Source organism: Paraburkholderia sp. RL17-337-BIB-A, assembly GCF_046025895.1.
GTDB classification, from domain to species: Bacteria; Pseudomonadota; Gammaproteobacteria; order Burkholderiales; family Burkholderiaceae; genus Paraburkholderia; species Paraburkholderia fungorum_C.
The window spans coordinates 2241844-2259235 of the sequence record NZ_JARESY010000002.1; the positions used below are offsets into that span (position 1 = coordinate 2241844).

General features: G+C 58.4%; 14 protein-coding genes and 2 pseudogenes. 11 read left to right on the top strand and 5 right to left on the bottom strand.

Features of this window, described 5'->3' with window-relative positions:
• Nucleotides 1-363: 363 nt before the first annotated feature.
• The 4 genes from P0D84_RS30740 to P0D84_RS30755 all read left to right on the top strand — a co-directional run bounded on the left by P0D84_RS30740 (nucleotide 364) and on the right by P0D84_RS30755 (nucleotide 5306).
• A complete protein-coding gene (locus P0D84_RS30740) occupies nucleotides 364-2463 on the top strand; it encodes a glycosyltransferase (protein ID WP_408342855.1) in 2100 nt (699 codons plus the stop codon).
• Nucleotides 2464-2735: 272 nt separating this feature from the next.
• Entirely contained in the window at nucleotides 2736-3863 is a 1128-nt protein-coding gene (locus tag P0D84_RS30745) for a KpsE/RkpR family capsule polysaccharide export protein (protein WP_408342857.1), read from the top strand.
• Nucleotides 3853-4656, top strand: a complete 804-nt coding sequence (locus P0D84_RS30750; protein ID WP_408342859.1) for an ABC transporter permease — start codon at nucleotides 3853-3855, stop codon at nucleotides 4654-4656. The genes P0D84_RS30745 and P0D84_RS30750 overlap by 11 nt, the downstream gene beginning before the upstream one ends.
• Nucleotides 4653-5306 carry an ABC transporter ATP-binding protein gene (locus tag P0D84_RS30755; protein WP_408342861.1) on the top strand — a complete coding sequence of 218 codons (654 nt, stop codon included), beginning with the start codon at nucleotides 4653-4655 and terminating at the stop codon, nucleotides 5304-5306. The genes P0D84_RS30750 and P0D84_RS30755 overlap by 4 nt, the downstream gene beginning before the upstream one ends.
• A 302-nt stretch (nucleotides 5307-5608) precedes the next feature.
• Here the strand turns inward: P0D84_RS30755 and tnpA (P0D84_RS30760) are convergent, their stop codons facing one another.
• The 3 genes from tnpA (P0D84_RS30760) to P0D84_RS30770 form a co-directional block, all read right to left on the bottom strand.
• Complete coding sequence (gene tnpA / locus P0D84_RS30760; protein WP_408342863.1) at nucleotides 5609-6037, bottom strand: IS200/IS605 family transposase; 429 nt, start codon at nucleotides 6035-6037, stop codon at nucleotides 5609-5611.
• 249 nt (nucleotides 6038-6286) lie between these two features.
• Complete coding sequence (gene glmS, locus P0D84_RS30765; protein ID WP_408342865.1) at nucleotides 6287-8104, bottom strand: glutamine--fructose-6-phosphate transaminase (isomerizing); 1818 nt, start codon at nucleotides 8102-8104, stop codon at nucleotides 6287-6289.
• Nucleotides 8105-8211: 107 nt separating this feature from the next.
• Nucleotides 8212-9372: a polysaccharide biosynthesis/export family protein gene (locus P0D84_RS30770; protein WP_408346170.1), complete on the bottom strand. Its 1161-nt coding sequence runs from the start codon at nucleotides 9370-9372 to the stop codon at nucleotides 8212-8214.
• Between the two features lie 138 nt (nucleotides 9373-9510).
• On the opposite strand from P0D84_RS30770, the pseudogene P0D84_RS30775 reads away from it, so the two are divergent.
• Together P0D84_RS30775 and P0D84_RS30780 are read left to right on the top strand one after the other, a co-directional pair.
• Nucleotides 9511-10662, top strand: a pseudogene (locus P0D84_RS30775) (glycosyltransferase family 4 protein).
• Nucleotides 10663-10895: 233 nt separating this feature from the next.
• Nucleotides 10896-11198: a hypothetical protein gene (locus tag P0D84_RS30780; protein WP_408342867.1), complete on the top strand. Its 303-nt coding sequence runs from the start codon at nucleotides 10896-10898 to the stop codon at nucleotides 11196-11198.
• A gap of 189 nt (nucleotides 11199-11387) precedes the next feature.
• Here P0D84_RS30780 and tnpA (P0D84_RS30785) read toward each other — a convergent pair whose 3' ends face one another.
• Entirely contained in the window at nucleotides 11388-11756 is a 369-nt protein-coding gene (tnpA, locus tag P0D84_RS30785; protein WP_408346173.1) for an IS200/IS605 family transposase, read from the bottom strand.
• 517 nt (nucleotides 11757-12273) lie between these two features.
• Between tnpA (P0D84_RS30785) and P0D84_RS30790 the strand changes: the two genes are divergently transcribed.
• From P0D84_RS30790 to P0D84_RS30800, 3 genes are all read left to right on the top strand, one after another.
• Nucleotides 12274-12636, top strand: a complete 363-nt coding sequence (locus P0D84_RS30790) for a hypothetical protein (RefSeq protein WP_408342869.1) — start codon at nucleotides 12274-12276, stop codon at nucleotides 12634-12636.
• Between the two features lie 307 nt (nucleotides 12637-12943).
• Nucleotides 12944-13438: a transposase gene (locus P0D84_RS30795; protein ID WP_408342871.1), complete on the top strand. Its 495-nt coding sequence runs from the start codon at nucleotides 12944-12946 to the stop codon at nucleotides 13436-13438.
• Complete coding sequence (locus P0D84_RS30800; RefSeq protein ID WP_408342873.1) at nucleotides 13435-14115, top strand: helix-turn-helix domain-containing protein; 681 nt, start codon at nucleotides 13435-13437, stop codon at nucleotides 14113-14115. The genes P0D84_RS30795 and P0D84_RS30800 overlap by 4 nt, the downstream gene beginning before the upstream one ends.
• A 25-nt stretch (nucleotides 14116-14140) precedes the next feature.
• Here the strand turns inward: P0D84_RS30800 and P0D84_RS30805 are convergent, their stop codons facing one another.
• Nucleotides 14141-15427 (bottom strand): IS110 family RNA-guided transposase, encoded by a 1287-nt coding sequence (locus P0D84_RS30805; RefSeq protein WP_408342875.1) that lies wholly within the window; start codon nucleotides 15425-15427, stop codon nucleotides 14141-14143.
• A gap of 249 nt (nucleotides 15428-15676) precedes the next feature.
• On the opposite strand from P0D84_RS30805, the pseudogene P0D84_RS30810 reads away from it, so the two are divergent.
• Both P0D84_RS30810 and P0D84_RS30815 read left to right on the top strand, forming a co-directional pair.
• Nucleotides 15677-16264 (top strand): annotated as a pseudogene (locus tag P0D84_RS30810) (transposase); the annotation flags it as partial.
• A 227-nt stretch (nucleotides 16265-16491) separates the two neighbouring features.
• A complete protein-coding gene (locus tag P0D84_RS30815) occupies nucleotides 16492-17232 on the top strand; it encodes a reverse transcriptase domain-containing protein (RefSeq protein WP_459252219.1) in 741 nt (246 codons plus the stop codon).
• Nucleotides 17233-17392 lie beyond the last annotated feature (160 nt).

Sequence of the window (17392 nt, forward strand, 5' to 3'; positions counted from 1 at the left end):
CCTCCGCCCGGCGGTCAGAACCAAAGAGCAACGCGTGGACGTGCCGGAGACGGTGCGTGCGCGGCGCGCTTCGCCCGCTTGGCGATCGTCGGTGTCGTAGGGGCTAATTGATGGGTTACTCGGTGATTGCGGGAGCGCAGCGACGGACAAGAAGCCGACTCTGTATTGCGCTCGATATAAGGAGCGCTCGCCTCTCGCGATCCAGGCGGTTTTCCGTCAATCGGGTTCGGACTTTTCGCTTGAGCAACCCAGGTCAGGCTGCATGGTGAAACACGACTTGCGGGCAGTCAGAAACGCCACGCGACTCCATGAGCCTAAGGGGATTGAACGAGCCCCGGCAACGTCAGACCGAAGACCTACTGCATGAACAAGATAACTCGATTTTTGGATGGTATGTCACGGCAGCGACAGACGCTAAGGGATGGGCTGGCAATCGCTTTTCGCTTTCTCAAGAAGAGACTGGTCACCAAGCCGTACGTTAGTGCGCGGAAATATGCACTTGCGGCCATTCCATTCCGGAGCAACGCGCCTGCCCCGATCGCCCGGGATGGCGCCTCACCGGACTACATCATTTGGGGCGTGATCGATTGGAAGTTCCGGCATCAAAGGCCGCAACAAATTGCGAGTGCGCTTGCCGCAAGCGGCCGCCGCGTATTTTACATATCGTCGAATTTTCAGGCCGACCACCGAGCAGGGTTTGTCGCAGAGGATTTGAACGGCCGCGGAAATTTATACCAGGTCAAGCTGTTTTTGCGGAATCCGCAAATCATCTACTTTTCGACGCCGGGCCAGAAGGCTGCTTCGCAGCTGTGCCAGGATATTGGGAAACTGTTGAGCTGGTCGAAGTCGACCAAAGTCGTTTCGATCGTTCAGCATCCATTCTGGTATCAAATCGCGTCTTCGATGCCGAATAACCGTGTCATCTATGATTGCATTGATGATCACGCCGGATTTGGCAACAATTCTGCTGAAGTCCTGGGGCTCGAGGAGGAGCTCTTCAAGCATGCGGACATGACGGTCGTCACGTCCACCAAATTGAAGGAAATCGCGTCTGCACGCACGGATCAGGTCGCGGTGATCCGTAACGCCGCCGACTACGAGTTTTTCAGCAAGACCTTCGGTGATATTTATCGAGATCCCGATGGGCGCCCCATCATTGGCTATTACGGGGCGATAGCGAATTGGCTGGATCTCGATCTAATCGCGGCCGTGGCAGAGCATTTCGCGCACTGCACGGTGCTACTTGTCGGTGCCGATACGATCGGCGCGCGCGGCAAACTCAAGCGCCACACCAACATCCGATTCGTCGGCGAGGTCGAATACGGCCGCCTGCCCTATTATCTCCACGCTTTCAGCGTGTGTCTGGTTCCATTCAAAGTCATTCCTCTCACGCTTGCGACCAACCCGGTCAAGGTATACGAATATCTCAGCGCAGGAAAACCGGTGGTCTCGGTCGATTTGCCGGAAATTGCCGAGTTTTCCAACCTTGTTCATATCGGCAAGACGACGGAAGAATTCATAGCGAGGATCGCCGATACGTTTGCAGCTCACCAATCCGACGAGACGGTAGCGTCACGCAAGCAGTTCGCAAAGCGCCAGACGTGGCAACATCGCGTGGCGGATCTGATCGATCTTGTCCAGCGGTTGGATGAACCGCTAGTGAGTGTCGTGATCGTGACGTTCAACAATCTCGATTTCACCAGGCGATGTCTCGAAAGCGTAGTCGTCCGTAGTGATTATTCGAACCTCGAAATCATTGTTGTTGACAACGCATCGACCGACGGGTCACAGGATTATCTGGCCAATTGGGAGAAATCCGGGCCAGGCCGGACTGTCATCCTGAACGATGAAAACACCGGATTCGCAGCAGCCAACAACCAGGGCATGGCTGTCGCCAAGGGCGACTATATTGCCTTGCTCAATAACGACACGGTAGTAACATCCGGCTGGCTACGGACGATGTTTCAACACCTCAGGAGGCATCCCGATATTGGGCTATTGGGGCCGGTGACGAATAACATCGGGAACGAGGCCAAAGTGGATGTGGCATACAAGGACTTCGACGACATGCATCGCGCGGCCGCTGATTACACCGGCAAGCACATGGGGCAGCTTTTCGATTTGCGCACCCTCGCGTTCTTTTGCGTGATGTTGAGGCGCAGCGTATATGAAAGGGTCGGCGCACTGGACGAGGCCTTCGGGTTGGGGTTCTTCGAGGATGACGACTACAACAGGCGCGTTCAGCAGATTGGATTGCGTGTTGTGTGTGCGCGTGACGTGTTTGTTCACCACCATTTATCGGCGTCGTTCATGAAAATGGACACGAAAGCGCGAAGGCAACTCTTCGCCAGGAATAAGGAAATTTACGAGGAGAAGTGGGGAACCTGGATTCCGCATCGCGCGCAGTCGCAGCGCACAACGCGGTTCAAGAACCTGCTGCTCTTGGGAAAGCAGCGGTCATGAATTCGGACTTCTCGACGGATAGAGGCCGCCGGCAGTGCGGATATTTGCGCGAGCTTGGGCTTGATTTTCCATCCGTGCACCAGCAGGCCCGGCGTGCGCATGGCACGCTGCCTGTGATTGATCAACAGCCGTTGCGCCGTTGTCTCCTCGGCTTCATTCAGTTCGACGACACACCTCATCCGCTACCCCGACATCATGAAGTCGCCAGGGTAGCGAATTTCAAGCGGATTTACCAGTAACACATGGTGTAAAGACAAGATATGAAAGATAGCGTGAATCAGATTTTTTCTGTGGCTTCTGACTGGATTCGTGGAATATTTCGTAACAAGCTTTTCATCGTTACGACGTTCATTCCTACCTCAATTGCACTCGTGTATTTCGGGTTCTGGGCATCCGATGTCTACGTCTCCGAATCCCATTTCGTCGTTCGCACGCCGGACAAGCAGACATCGTCGCCCTTGGGCTCAATTTTTAAGGATGCGGGCATCTCGAAGTCTGACGATGATTCTTTTAGCGTCCAGGATTTCATCCTGTCTCGTGACGCTCTGAACGAGCTCGAAGACAAATTGTCTATCAGGAAGAAATATTCTAAGGACGACGTCGATATTTTCAGCCGTTTTGCAAGCCTGGGGCAAAGCCGAAGCAACGAGGATTTTTTCAAATATTATAAAAAAATGGTAAATGTCAAACAAGATTCGACATCATCCATTACAACCTTGACGACCGAGGCCTTCACGGCGAAAGACGCGTACGAAATCGATGCGACGCTGCTGTCGATCGCCGAGAACCTGGTCAACAAGCTTAACGAGCGCGCGCGTCAGGATATGATCGGATACGCGCTCGAAGAAGTGCGCGAGGCGAAACAGGCTTCGGACGATGCGACGCTAGCGCTGGCGAGCTATCGGAATCAGAATAACGTGATTGACCCGGAAAAGCAGTCCACTATTCCGCTGCAGGAAATTGCGAAAATGCAGGATGATCTGATTTCGACTCGCACACAAATTCTGCAAATCGAAACACTGGCCAAGGACAATCCGCAACTACCCGTATTACGCGTGCGTGAGAAAGCGCTTGAAAGCGAAATCGAGACCATGACGCAGCGCGTCGCGGGCGGGGACCGTTCTCTCGCGGACAAGGCAGTCAAGTTTCAGCGCCTGGAGTTGGACAAGGAGTTCACCGACAAAATGCTGGCGAGCGCGTTGGCGACGCTCGATCAAGCTAGGAACGAAGCCCGGCGCAAGCAGCTTTATATCGAGTATATCGTGCAACCGAGCTTGCCCGACAAAGCGACTGAGCCAAAGCGGCCGCGCATTATTGGCGGCGTGTTCATTTTGGGGCTGATTGTATGGGGAATTCTGAGCATCTTGCTGGCGGGCGTCAGAGAGCATCATGACCGGTAAAAAATTGAAATCATCGGATTTCGCAAACGCCCTTGAGACACAATTGCGTGTCCTTTGGGCGTTGGTGCTCCGAGAGATCGTGACGCGATACGGCAGAGAGAACATCGGGATTCTCTGGTTCTTTGTCGAGCCATTAATGTTCATCTTGGGCATCGTGTTGCTCTGGAGCGTGTTCGAGCACCGGTTCATATCGACCGGCAGTGTGGCGGAGTTCGCGCTCGTCAGTTACCCTACGATCTTGATGTGGCGCAATACCACCGGGCGAGTCACCAAGGCAATCGAAGTCAACCGCCCCTTGCTTCACCATCGGCCGATCCGGCCAGTGGATTTTTTCTACTCGCGCATCATTCTCGAATTCGCCAGCGTAACCACGACGTTTCTCATTATCTTCGTCGCGTTCATGGTCTTCGGCATTTCGCATCCTCCGAGGGATCTGCTGGCTATGATTTTTGGCTGGTTGATGATCGCGTGGTTTTCGTTCGGCTTCGTGCTGGTGATGGGCGCCTTGTCGGAGATAAATGAGGTTATCGACAAAGTTTCCCACGTGGTCCTGTATTTCATGCTCCCCGTATCGGGCGCGTTCATTCCGACGGCGGTAATTCCGGCCGGACTGAGGGACTATCTGCTGCTGTTCCCATTAGTGGACTGCGTCGAGTATTTCCGCTATGGATATTACGGTGACGCTATGAAGACCTATTTCAATCTTCCTTATACGGTTGTCGCAAACCTGTTTCTTACGTTTTTCGCTTTATCGTTGATGAGGATTGCAATCCGAAGGATGGAGACATCGTGATTGATATCCAGAATGTCGTAAAAAAATACCCGCTACGCCACGGCCGTGAACACAGAGAGGTGTTGTCAAATGTCAACTTCCGGATTAGGCGCGGGGAAAAATGGGGAATTCTCGGGCGCAATGGCGCCGGGAAATCCACCCTGGTACGGTTGATTAGCGGCGCGGAGCGCCCCAATTCCGGCTACGTAACACGGAACATGTCGGTTTCATGGCCACTGGCGTTCGGCGACGCATTTCAAAGCTCGCTCACGGGAAGGGACAACCTGAAGCTTATCTGCCGTGCCTACAATGTAGATTTCGAAAAGGCTTTTTCATTCGTCGAGGATTTCGCCGAGCTGGGGCCTTATATTCGCGAACCGATCAAAAGCTACTCGTCGGGGATGAGTGCACGCCTGGCGTTCGCGATCTCCATGGTGGTGGAATTCGATTGCTATCTGATCGACGAGGTTGTTGCAGTTGGAGATTATCGATTTGTCGAGAAGTGTGAAAACGAGCTTTTTACGCGCAGAAAAGACCGGGCGATGATCATGGTCTCTCACAACGCGGACTTCATCAAGAAGCACTGTGAGAAGGTCGCCGTGCTCCATCAGGGCAAGCTGACGGTTTTCGATGACGTCGACGAGGGCAACGCCTACTACCTCTCCTTGTGACGCCCCCCGTGCTTCGCCCGCAATCGCGCCGCGTGACAGCGGGATGGACGTCATGTCGGCGAGAAACTAGCGGTGACTGGGCAAGCGGTGATAGAACGGGCTGATGCCATCGAGGAGATGCGGGCGGTGGTTCAATTGCTAGCAAGGGAGTGGTCGGATGACTATCCGGCCCTGTCGGTGGAGTGGCTAGTAAATATCCACCGGCAAAGCCGGTGGCTTTAATTTGTGGGCCGCTCAAAGCGGCTAATCGGTGGCGCTAACGCGCCCCGGTTCTTGCGCCACCGATCGGTGGCACGCTCCTATCACCACAGTCGCATCTGATCTAGCCGCTGATCTTCATGCTCCTGATGCTTGATGTACTCACGAATCAGCTGCTCGTCTCGTCCCACTGTGGACACGAAATACCCTCGCGCCCAGAAATGCTGACCCACGTAGTTCTGCTTGCGCTCGCCATACACCCGAGCCAGGTGAATCGCACTCTTACCCTTCATGTAGCCGACCACCTGTGACACCGCATACTTTGGCGGTATCGACAACAGCATATGAACATGATCCGCCATCAGGGGCCCTTCTTCTACCCGGCTCTCCTTTTGCTGAGCCAGTCGTCGAAAGATCTCGCCCAGATGTTCCCTCAGTTGCGCGTACAACACCTTTCTACGGCACTTCGGAATGAATACCACGTGATATTTATATTCCCATCTGCTGTGGCTTAGGCTATCAAAGTCGTCCATCATGATTCTCCCTCTAGTGTGCTTGGCGGCTCACAAAGGGGAGTTTCACCGATGGACGGCTCCCGTATACGTCAAACTTTTACTGCCTCCCCGGCAGAGCCGGGGGATTTCCCGAGTTAATTAACCGAAGACGTGGAACAGCGCGCTAAGCGTGTTCTGGCGTAATAAGCGGGGCATCAAGTGAAGCTGTTCACTGCTGTTTAAGTGGACCTATTTGAATATGCTACAGCGGGCTATCACGCCGCCTTCTCATTCCACCGTAACCGACTTCGCCAGATTGCGCGGCTTGTCCACGTCCGTGCCGCGCTCGCAGGCAGTGTGATAGGCGAGCAGTTGCAGCGGCACCACGTGCAAGATCGGCGACAGCGGCCCGTAGTGCTCCGGCATCCGGATCACGCGAATTCCGTCTTCGCTCACGATGTGCGTATCCGCGTCTGCGAACACGTACAGCTCGCCACGGCGCGCGCGCACTTCCTGCATGTTCGACTTGAGTTTTTCAAGCAACGCATCGTTCGGTGCGACCGTGACCACCGGCATCGCCTCGGTCACGAGAGCGAGCGGCCCGTGCTTGAGTTCGCCCGCCGGATAAGCCTCGGCGTGGATATACGAGATCTCCTTGAGTTTCAGCGCACCCTCCAGGGCGATCGGATAATGCAGGCTGCGCCCGAGAAACAGCGCATTCTCCTTGCGCGAGAACTCGCTCGCCCACGCAATGATCTGCGGCTCCAACGCGAGCACGCCGTTGAGCGCCGCCGGCAGGTGGCGCAGCTGCATTAGGTAGTTCGCTTCCTGCATCTGCGACACGTGTCCGCGCAGCTTGCCGAGCGTGACCGAGAGGACAAAGAGCGCGACCAGCTGGGTCGTAAACGCCTTTGTAGACGCGACACCGATCTCGACGCCCGCATGCGTCAGGAACTTCAGTTCGGTGAGGCGCACCATCGCACTCGTGGCGACGTTGCACACCGCGAGCGTATGCCGCATACCGAGCGACACCGCATGCTTGACCGCGGCGATCGTGTCGGCCGTCTCGCCCGACTGGGAAATCGCGACCACGAGCGCGCGCGGATTCGGCACCGAGTCGCGATAGCGGTACTCGCTCGCAATCTCTACCTGGGTCGGAATCTTCGCGATCGATTCGAGCCAGTACTTCGCCGTGAGCCCCGCGTAGTAGCTCGTGCCGCAGGCGAGGATCAGCACGCTGTCGATGCCTTCGAGCACCCCCGCAGCATTCGCCCCGAAGAGCTCTGGCCTGAACTCATTCGCGGCGGGAATCGTGTCCGAGATCGCGCGCGGCTGCTCGAAGATCTCCTTCTGCATGTAGTGGCGATACGGGCCGAGCTCAACCGCGCCGCCGTAAGCCCGCACCTCGCGCACTTCACGTTCGGCTTCACTTCCGTCGCGATCGGCGACGCGCACGCCCTCGACCGTCAGCTCGCACACGTCCCCCTCCTCGAGGTAGATGAAGCGCTCGGTGCTTCCGGCGAGCGCAAGTGCGTCGGAAGCGAGGAAGTTCTCACCGACGCCGAGCCCGATCACGAGCGGCGAGCCCGCGCGTGCGCCGACCACCGTGTGCGGCTGGTCCTTGTGGGTCACCGCGATTGCATATGCGCCGCTCAGTTGCCGTACCGCCTCACGCACCGCCGCTAACAGGTCGCCCTGGTACAGGCTGTGAATCAAGTGGGCGATCACTTCGGTGTCGGTCTGCGACACGAACTCGTATCCTTCGCCGCGTAGCATCTCGCGCAGCGGCTGGTAGTTCTCGATGATGCCGTTGTGCACGATCGCGAGCGAGTTGCCCGAGAAAATCGGGTGCGCGTTGTTGATGGTCGGCGCGCCGTGCGTCGCCCAGCGCGTGTGCGCGATGCCCGTGACGCCTTCGAAATGCGTTTCCCGCACCTGGGCGTCGAGATCCGCCACACGCTCGACGCTACGTGCGCGCTGCGGGCCTTCGGCGCCCAGCACGGTGACCCCGCATGAGTCGTAGCCGCGATATTCGAGGCGCCGCAGTCCTTCGATCAGGACGGAGACGATATTACGTTGCGCAACCGCGCCAACAATGCCGCACATGGATATCGATCCTTTCTATGAGATTGGTCCAGATGGGTGGTGCCCACCGCGATCGTCACGCCGCGTCCCACCATCCCGATCCTACAAAATGGAATTAAACCCACCGTTTACCTAAACGTCTGGACCCCAGAGATAAACGGATACGCCACCGAGAACACCACATTCAAGAATTTCTGCAACTCGGCAATCGGCGCATTCGACACATACAGTAGATCCTTGTTATCCAGCATGAAGTTCTGCGCAACGAACAATGAATTCGGATCACGAAGATTCACACGATAGACCACCGGCACCTTACCGTCGGCGGTGGTGCGCACCGGAGATGTTGGCCATGGCAAGGCCTTTGCGTCCTCAAACCGAAAAATGAACACGCCCTGTGCATCGGAGCGGGAATCCTGCAAACCACCCGCACGCGCCAACGCCTGCGCAAGCGTAATCCCCTGCGCCTCGAAATTGATTTCATCGCTCTTACCCGTTGCACCGAGAGCGGTGAAACTATAGGGCTGGAACAACGCGGTCACCACGTCCCCGGAATGCAGCGGGACGTTCTGACGCGGGTCGCGAATAACCGTCTGGAGCGGCAACGAGGCAACCGTATCGCCACGCGTCACCTGAATGGTGATCTTGTCGACGGGTTGTTTCACCCCACCCGCAGCGGCAAGCGCATCGAGCACGCGCTCTCCGCGAGCCGTCAGCGGCATCCGTTGACTGTTCGTCACATCCCCTACCACAGTGACATACGAGGTCTCGTTACGCGAGAGCTTCACGAGCACCTGCGGATCGTGGGCAATGTTCTTAAGCCGCTCAGTGATATCGCGCTCTAACTGGGTCGGCGTGCGCCCGGCCGCTTTGACCTCACCAGCAAACGGAACATTGACGTTACCGTCACCGTCGATGGTCTGCTCTGGGAGCACGGTCGCCGCCCCTGCATTGCCGCCTCCAGCCTTGACATCAACTTGCGCGGCGCCGAAGAGGGCCGCTGGCGGCGCCTCCCAAATCGACACGTCAATCTGGTCGCCGACACCCAACTGCTGCCGGAACTTCGTACCGTCGCCCAGCGCTATCGAGAAATCAGCAGTGCGCCCCTCTGAAAAGAGCTTGGTCGCGACATCTTCCGTCACATCAACAATCTGAATGCCTGATGGCCCTGAGGCTTGATCAACTTGCGAAGTACTGGGCCCCGAGGTGGGAATAGTCGAACACCCAGCGAGCGAGAGAGCACTTAACACAAGTACGGCCAAAAACGCGTTGCAGGAGAAATGCGACATCGAATGCATGAGTTAATTAGTTGAAATCGGCGCACATTGTCGCATGTTGTCGGGTAGACTGCATGTTTTTAAAAAACATACCTCCACGAACAAAGAAAGTCTGCGCGGGGGGTATCAAGAAAGACATTTCGCACTCTAGTGTCAAGCATTCTTCTCGACGTCACGCGCCTCGTCACACGCCTTTCTGATGGATTACTGCCCACAGGGGTTGACCGTGTCGGGCTTGCGTACATTCAACGGTACGGCACTCGTGCCCGTGCCGTATTGAGCGGACGGGGTTTTTCCATTGTCCTAACGGAAAGTGACTCACAGTAAGCCTTTGCATGGATTACGTCATCCATTCGCAAACGGAATGCAATTCGATGCCTGGTTGCTCGGACATGCCTAAACTTCCCGCGCGAAGCAAGATTTCAAAATGGCATCCTGTTGCACACGAGTCACAATGGAATGGAATATCCGCGTTATTACTAGGCAATGACCCGGCGGCAGGTTAAATCCGTCTTCATGGTGCATGACCTGATTCCGTTAACCCACGCTGAATACTGCAGACCCGAAGTTGACAACACTCATCGGCAAAGAATTCATACGGCGCTCAAACACGCCGACGGTCTGATCGCTAATTCGCAAGCAACGCTCGACTCGCTCGAGGCTGAAGCGCGCAACGCAAATCTGCCTCTGCCTCACAGCGTCGTCGCTCACCTGGCCTCGGGCGTCACAGCCCAACCACACCACCCTCGCCTACTCGACGCACCGTATTTCGTGATGCTCGGCACCATCGAGCCGCGCAAAAACCACTGGTTCATTCTCCATGTCTGGCGGCGCCTTGTCGAACAGTTCGGTGCGGCCGCGCCGAAGCTCGTCATAGTCGGCCGGCGCGGATGGGAGTGTGAGAACGTCGTCGATATGCTGGAACGCTGCGCAAATCTGCGCGGGATTGTGATCGAAGAAGCGAATTGCTCCGACGAACGCCTACACGCCTGGCTGCAACATGCGCAAGCGCTCCTCTTCCCTTCGTTTGTTGAAGGCTATGGGATGCCGCTCGCCGAAGCGTTGGCGTTGCAGGTGCCGGTACTCGCAAGCGACCTGGATGTGTTTCGCGAGATCGCCGCGGACATCCCGGACTATCTCGATCCGCTCGATGGCCCCGGCTGGATGGTCCGCGTTCAGGCCTACGCTCGTGCAGACAGCCTAGAGCGCGCAGCGCAACTCAAGCGCATCGAAACATTTCGCGAGCCGACCTGGGCTGAGCATTTTGAGCGCGTCGACGCCTTCCTCGACCAGCTGGATTAGTTGAATGGGCCAGCCGACAGCTTTTCTCCCGCCCCGGCCGGGTACGGTGCTCGATCTGCGCAGCATCACACGCGGCTACCGGCTAACGAGCTGGCTTCTTGGTCGCTGGGAGAACCCGTGGATCGACCGGCGTGCGGGCCGCCTCGCGCTGCGCCTCGCGCGCGCGCGGCGTTCCCACCGACGCCGCATGGCCGGGACCAGTGTGGTCGAAAACTCGATTCGGGGCGCCGCTCATGTCCTGGTTCGTCGCGCCCGTCTCCGACGCAGGACCCGATGCCTTCGTCGAGGCACTTAATGCCGCGCTCAAACGCGAGCCGCCAGCGGGAACGTCTGCCGACGTCGCCTGGCTGATGCACCGCATGCTTCACGCGCATGCAACAGGTGCCGGTGGCCCAGTGCCACGGTGCCCCGCGGCACTGCTCAAGCCACGCCTGACAACCCGCGTCCTTCTGATCGACGAGCGTGTGTTCTCTAACAGTATCGGTGCTGTCGCGGCACGTAAGAATGCTCAACGCCGCGAAAACGGCGCATCCTGAGGCCGAATTCTGGCTCGGCCGCTCCGACGACACCGGATCCGGCCGCTGGCTATCGTCGACCGTGAGCGCGTTACCAGTAAATATCCACCGGCAAAGCCGGTGGCTTTAATTTGTGGGCCGCTCAAAGCGGCTAATCGGTGGCGCTAACGCGCCCCGGTTCTTGCGCCACCGATCGGTGGCACGCTCCTATCACCACAGTCGCATCTGATCTAGCCGCTGATCTTCATGCTCCTGATGCTTGATGTACTCACGAATCAGCTGCTCGTCTCGTCCCACTGTGGACACGAAATACCCTCGCGCCCAGAAATGCTGACCCACGAAGTTCTGCTTGCGCTCGCCATACACCCGAGCCAGGTGAATCGCACTCTTACCCTTCATGTAGCCGACCACCTGTGACACCGCATACTTTGGCGGTATCGACAACAGCATATGAACATGATCCGCCATCAGGGGCCCTTCTTCTACCCGGCTCTCCTTTTGCTGAGCCAGTCGTCGAAAGATCTCGCCCAGATGTTCCCTCAGTTGCGCGTACAACACCTTTCTACGGCACTTCGGAATGAATACCACGTGATATTTATATTCCCATCTGCTGTGCTCGAGAGTGCCGACTTCTCGCTTGTTTTTTCTCGGACTCGCTCTGGCCTCGGCGCTTTTCATCTGAACACCGATCCATTTCCTGGTGATGAGATCGATCCGGCGTGGCCGGTTGCCTTCGTGCACCAGATTCATCGTCAGGCGGCAGTGATCAAACTCACGTTGCTCTATTCCTCAGTCAATGCCTTGATGCTCTCGTAGTTGACTAACAGGGGCTCACATCGCTCAGCGCATCGCCCACGAAGGACTCAGTGCGGATCTTCCTGTCCCGCGTATCGCTCGTCTGTCAGTCTGCCCCAAACTGGTTCGGGAGGGTCTTGCAATGGGGGTGAGTGAGTGACCCCGCGCGTCTTTCATCTATCGCGGCGAGCATCGCCTTGATCGTCTCAATGAGTGTTTCGATTTGAAGGAGCCGTTTGTGCTGCTCATATTGCATACCATATGCGATACTTCGTAGTACCAACTAATATAGAGAACAACAGTGAAACTCTGGACGGTTTGGTGGGACGCGATCTGGCTGCTACGCCCAGCGTTTTCTCGCCTGCGCAGCTTCATGTGGTTCGCAACTGTCGTCGCTGGCTTGACTGTGCGCACCGAGTTGCTGGGCGTGACCAGCATTGTGCGGGCTCTCAAACTGCGGCCAGCCCTGTACAACAAGCTGCGTGACAGCCTGCATAGCGACGCCGTGCATCTCGATCAGCTTTCAGCGCTGTGGACCCAGACGGCGCTGCGCCTGTTCCCTGACCCGCTACGCGTCAATGGCCGACTGGTTTTGGTCGGCGATGGCATCAAGGGAGCGCCGGGAGACCGGCAAGGAGTAGATGGTGAAAGTCCATTACGATGAAAATGTAGCGAACCACATCGGCCCCGAGCCGTGCGCAGGCGTCCGCGAGGATGTCGGCGAAGCGTCGGCAGGGGAGCGTGCAGGCCCAGCCATTGAGCCGCGATATCCATGAGATCCTAGGTGCCGACGTCGTCCTTGAGGCGGAAGGCAGCACGGCGGGGCGCGCCATCGCAAGCGCCCCGACGACCCGGCGCGGTCAAAGACCCTGGCATGTACGGACGCTCCTTGTGCGGGAACCCCCCTGCGTCACAATAGATGTCGCCTCTGAATTTTCTTGATTTAAAGAGATCAGAGGTGCAAGTTGAAGTTGAAACAAACGTATTCTGTCGAGTTTAAAGAGCAGGCGCTATTGAAGGTCTTTCACCGCGGAAGTCGCACCATCGGATCCGTGGCCGATGAATTGAACATGAACGTAATGACCTTGAAGAACTGGATGAAAGGTGCCGCTGCATCGACCCGGGGCGATGGATCCGGACACGCAAAACGTCCGGAAGACTGGTCGTTGGAAGAGCGCCTGCTGGCCTTGCAGCAGAGCCATGGGCTGGTCGAGGAGGCCCTGAACGCGTGGTGTCGTGAACGGGGCCTGTTTGTCCATCATCTCGATCAATGGCGCGCGGACTTCTGCGCCGCCGGCGGGACAGGAAGCCGGCGCGAGAGCGCCCAGGCAGTCCGTGAACTGAAGCACGCCAATATGCAACTGCAGCGCGAATTGAACCGCAAGGAGAAAGCGCTGGCTGAAGCCGCGGCGCTGCTGGTGCTGCAAAAAAAGTATCGTGCGCTGTTCGGGGACGAGGCCGAATGACGGCCCTCGAAGAGCGCAAAACATTGATTGGTTTGATCAGCGAGGCGACCATGGGCGGTGCTCGCCAGGCACGCGCGTGTGAGGTGCTGGGGCTGAGCGCCCGGACGGTACAGCGCTGGCAGGGCGCAGAGCCTGACGCGGTGGATGGGCGCTCGTTACGCTGCTTTGAGCCGCCTCACAAGCTGAGCGCTGCCGAACGTGCCGAATTGCTGGCTGTCGCGAACTCAGCCGAATTCGGTCATCTGCCGCCGAGCCAGATCGTTCCACGCCTGGCTGACCAGCAACGCTACATCGCCTCGGAATCGACCTTCTACAGGGTACTGCGCGAGGAGAAGCAACTCGCACACCGGCGTAGTGAACGCCCGACGACCGTGCGCAGCAAGCCACGCGCGGTCTGTGCCGACGCGCCGAACCAGCTCTACAGCTGGGATATCACTTACCTGCCGGCGGCGGTTCGTGGGCAGTATTTCTATCTGTATCTGTTTATGGACGTGTTTAGTCATGCCCTGAGTAAGTCTGTCAAGTTTTCTGTGCGACATCTACGTCTCCCTATGACGATCATCCCGCGCCCGCCCGTGGACAACGGCGCTGCCCACAGCACGAGGCTGTGGACAGGCCGCCTGACGGCGGTTCCGTCGTTGCCCACCGGCTCCCCGCGAGCTTCGCCTTCGGCCTGACGCGCCGCTTCGCGGCTTGCCCCAATCAGATAGGAGAGCAAGACCCCATCTTGACCGAATCGCCCTGCTTGCCGAGAAGGGGCGAACCGCGTTTCGCGAGCGCGTTGAGGTAAACGGTCTCGTTGTACGGCGTGCGCGTCTGCCAGCATCGATACAGGATGCGGATCCACTTGAATGCGAGGGCCCTCACGGCGATGTGGTGCGAGCTGCCCTTCGCGCGCTGCTGCCGGTAGTAGGCGCCCGCCCAGAATGACCGGGTGATGGTCTGGGCGGCCCATTCCACGAAGGTCTGGCGCAGGAATTTCGGACACTGCAGGCGCCAGTGCACCCAGCTCTTTTTCCCGCTGCGCTCGGTCACCGGGGCAATGCCCGCATACTTTTGCAGTTCATCAGCACTCCTGAACCGCTCGCGCTGTTCACCGAAGGCGGCCAGCAGGCGCGGGGCCAGGCAGGCCCCGGCGCCGGGCAGGTCCTCGAACAACGCATAGTCAGGCAGGGTGTGCGCCACCGCCGCGATTTCCAGATCGAACTGCACGATTGCAGCCAGCACGGCGCGCAGCTGTGCCACCAGTGCCAGCACGTGCAGCCGGCACGGACCGATGATCGCAGGGTCGTCAGTCAGCGCCGCCGCGCTCCGGATGGATTCGATGCGCGCGCTGATCCGGCTGGCGCTACGGCAGTGGTGTGCATGGAAGAACCTCTCCAGCACCGCCGTTCGGGACTGCCGGACCGAGCGCAACGTCGGCCAGCGCTCAAGGAAGTCGCAGAACAGCACCGTGCCCCGGTCATCGAACCATTCCAGCGCCTGCGGGTAATACTGCTTGAGCATGTCGCACAGCCGGTTGGTCAGCCGGTTCTGGTCGCCAACCAGCTGCCGGCGCCGCTCAACCAGGCTCACCAGCGTCCGCATCGGGACACTCTGCGGCCTCAAGGGGCCAAACCGCTCTGGATGGTGCAGCAGAAGGTCAAGCGCGAGTTCCGCGTCGCCCGGATCGTTCTTGGCGCCACTGGGCTGGAACGCCTCGCGATACCTGGCCAGGGTCGCCGGGTTGATGGGAAACAGCACGAGGAAGTCATACTTCTGCAGCGCGGCGACGATCGGCCCCTTGGCCAGTTCAAGGCCTACTGCAATTGGTCCGCCGAAGCGCCGGTGCAGCGTGTTTGCCCATTCATCGATGGCCGCGACCTGATGCGCAATACAGCCGGACTCGCGCCGGGTGTCGCCTGCCGCCTGCACGCAGATATCGTGCTTGGTGTCGGCCCAGTCGATACCGACCCAGGCCGTGAATGGCTGCTCCAGTAGCGGTGACATGTGGACCTCCGCAAGTGGTAGATTACGTGAAGGGACGTGCATGCCTGCGTTCAGCGAAGGCGATATAGCAAGCCGGGGCAACGGCAAACCCTGAGTGTTCGTTATCGGACGCAGGCGCACCCCAGGACTCGAAGCTGACTAAATAAACGTCGGAACGTTGCGCAAAATTATTCGTAGCCCCGGGGTGCATGTCCCGCCTTCGCTGGCAGCTACCTGCCAGCTGTGACCAGTATCACCGAACGCAGGACAGACTACCTATACCGCATGATCGTCGGCTGGCAGGTCTATGCCGAAGAGAGCAGCGCCCAGGCCAGCGAGGTACTCAAGGATCTCTGTGCGCGTGAAGCAATACAGCCCAACCAGGTCATTCTGCATTCCGATAACGGTGGTCCGATGAAGGGGGCCACGATGCTGGCCACCTTGCAGGCGCTGGGCGTTATGCCGTCATTGAGTCGTCCGGGCGTGAGCAACGACAATCCCTATTCGGAATCGCTGTTCAAAACGCTGAAGTACCGACCCGCTTATCCGCTGGAGGCGTTCGATACCCTGTGCGCCGCGCGGACCTGGGTTGCCGGGTTGGTGCGCTGGTACAACCACGAACATCGTCACAGCGCGATCCGGTTCGTGACGCCAGCCCAGCGTCATGCCAATCTCGATCAGGACATCCTGGATCGACGTGCAGCGCTCTACGAGACTGCGCGGCAGCGTAATCCGCTGCGTTGGAAAGGCCCCGCCCGCAACTGGAAGCGCATACATGCCGTGCATCTGAATCCGGATCGGGCCGACGACGATGGCGTCATTCCACAACCCCGCTACCAGGAGCGAAAAGCCGCCTGAAATTTAATTGTCGAGGCGACAACTACTTTGACAACGGCCGGGAACCGGGAAATCTCTCGTCTGGCCTGTCGCAACATGGGCAGGTCCGCGTCGGCAAGGCGAGGAGCCGTAGCCGATGATGAACGGACGGGAGAAGTCAGACTCCGCCGTAGTAGCGACGTATCTACGAAGAAGATTTTCTCGGCTTCTCGTACGGGTTCCGGCCCGGGCGCAGTCAGCATGATGCGATGGATGCGTTGTCAACGGCCATCACCAGTACCCAGGTGAACTGGATTCTGGACGCAGATATACGGAACTTCTTTGACGGACTGAGCCACGAATGGCTGATCCGTTTTATGGAGCACCGGATCGGCGACCAGCGCATCATCCGCCTTGTGCGCAAGTGGCTCGAGGCGGGTGTTCTGGAAGATGGAGAGCTGAGCGTCAGTGACACCGGTACACCCCAGGGGGCAGTGGCGTCGCCGCTGCTCGCGAACGTGTACCTGCACTACGCTTTTGATCTCTGGGCTCAACGATGGCGACGGCTGGAAGCCAAAGGCAACGTAATCATCTCGCGGTACGCGGATGATATCGTGGTCGGCTTTGAGCATGAAGCCGACGCGAGGCGCTTCTGGGACGCGATGCGAACGAGGCTGGAGAAGTTCGCGCTTACGCTGCACCCGGACAAGACGAGGCTGCTGGAGTTTGGCCGCTATGCAGCGGACAGGCGAAAGCGGCGGGGCCTTGGACGGCCGGAGACTTTCGCCTTCCTGGGTTTTATCTTTATCTGCGGGCGCTCACGCCGCGGTGCCTTCCCGCTGCAGCGGAAGACCCGTGGAGATCGCGTGCGGGCGAAGCTCAGGCAGACCAAGAGCGATCTACGGAGGCGTATGCATGAACCGATTCCAGAGCAGGGGAAATGGCTCAAGCGGGGTGGTTCAGGGCTACTTTGCCTATCATGCGGTGCCCTCGAACTTCCGCGCGCTTAGCACCTTCCGCCACCACGTCACGGCCCTCTGGATGCGCGCGCTGCGGCGGCGCAGCCAAAAGGACCGAACGTCGTCGGAGCGGATGGCGCACATCGCAGATACATGGCTCCCGCGTCCTCGCATACTACACCCGTGGCCGGACCAGAGATTTGCCGTCAGA

Bases quoted from the DNA above. Each gene is read 5' to 3' on its own strand.
- P0D84_RS30740 (WP_408342855.1), top strand. From the start codon at position 364: ATGAACAAGATAACTCGATTTTTGGATGGTATGTCACGGCAGCGACAG.
- P0D84_RS30815 (WP_459252219.1), top strand. From the start codon at position 16,492: ATGGATGCGTTGTCAACGGCCATCACCAGTACCCAGGTGAACTGGATT.
- P0D84_RS30780 (WP_408342867.1), top strand. From the start codon at position 10,896: ATGTCCTGGTTCGTCGCGCCCGTCTCCGACGCAGGACCCGATGCCTTC.
- tnpA (WP_408342863.1), bottom strand. From the start codon at position 6,037: ATGGACGACTTTGATAGCCTAAGCCACAGCAGATGGGAATATAAATAT.
- P0D84_RS30750 (WP_408342859.1), top strand. From the start codon at position 3,853: ATGACCGGTAAAAAATTGAAATCATCGGATTTCGCAAACGCCCTTGAG.
- P0D84_RS30805 (WP_408342875.1), bottom strand. From the start codon at position 15,427: ATGTCACCGCTACTGGAGCAGCCATTCACGGCCTGGGTCGGTATCGAC.
- P0D84_RS30800 (WP_408342873.1), top strand. From the start codon at position 13,435: ATGACGGCCCTCGAAGAGCGCAAAACATTGATTGGTTTGATCAGCGAG.
- glmS (WP_408342865.1), bottom strand. From the start codon at position 8,104: ATGTGCGGCATTGTTGGCGCGGTTGCGCAACGTAATATCGTCTCCGTC.
- P0D84_RS30770 (WP_408346170.1), bottom strand. From the start codon at position 9,372: ATGTCGCATTTCTCCTGCAACGCGTTTTTGGCCGTACTTGTGTTAAGT.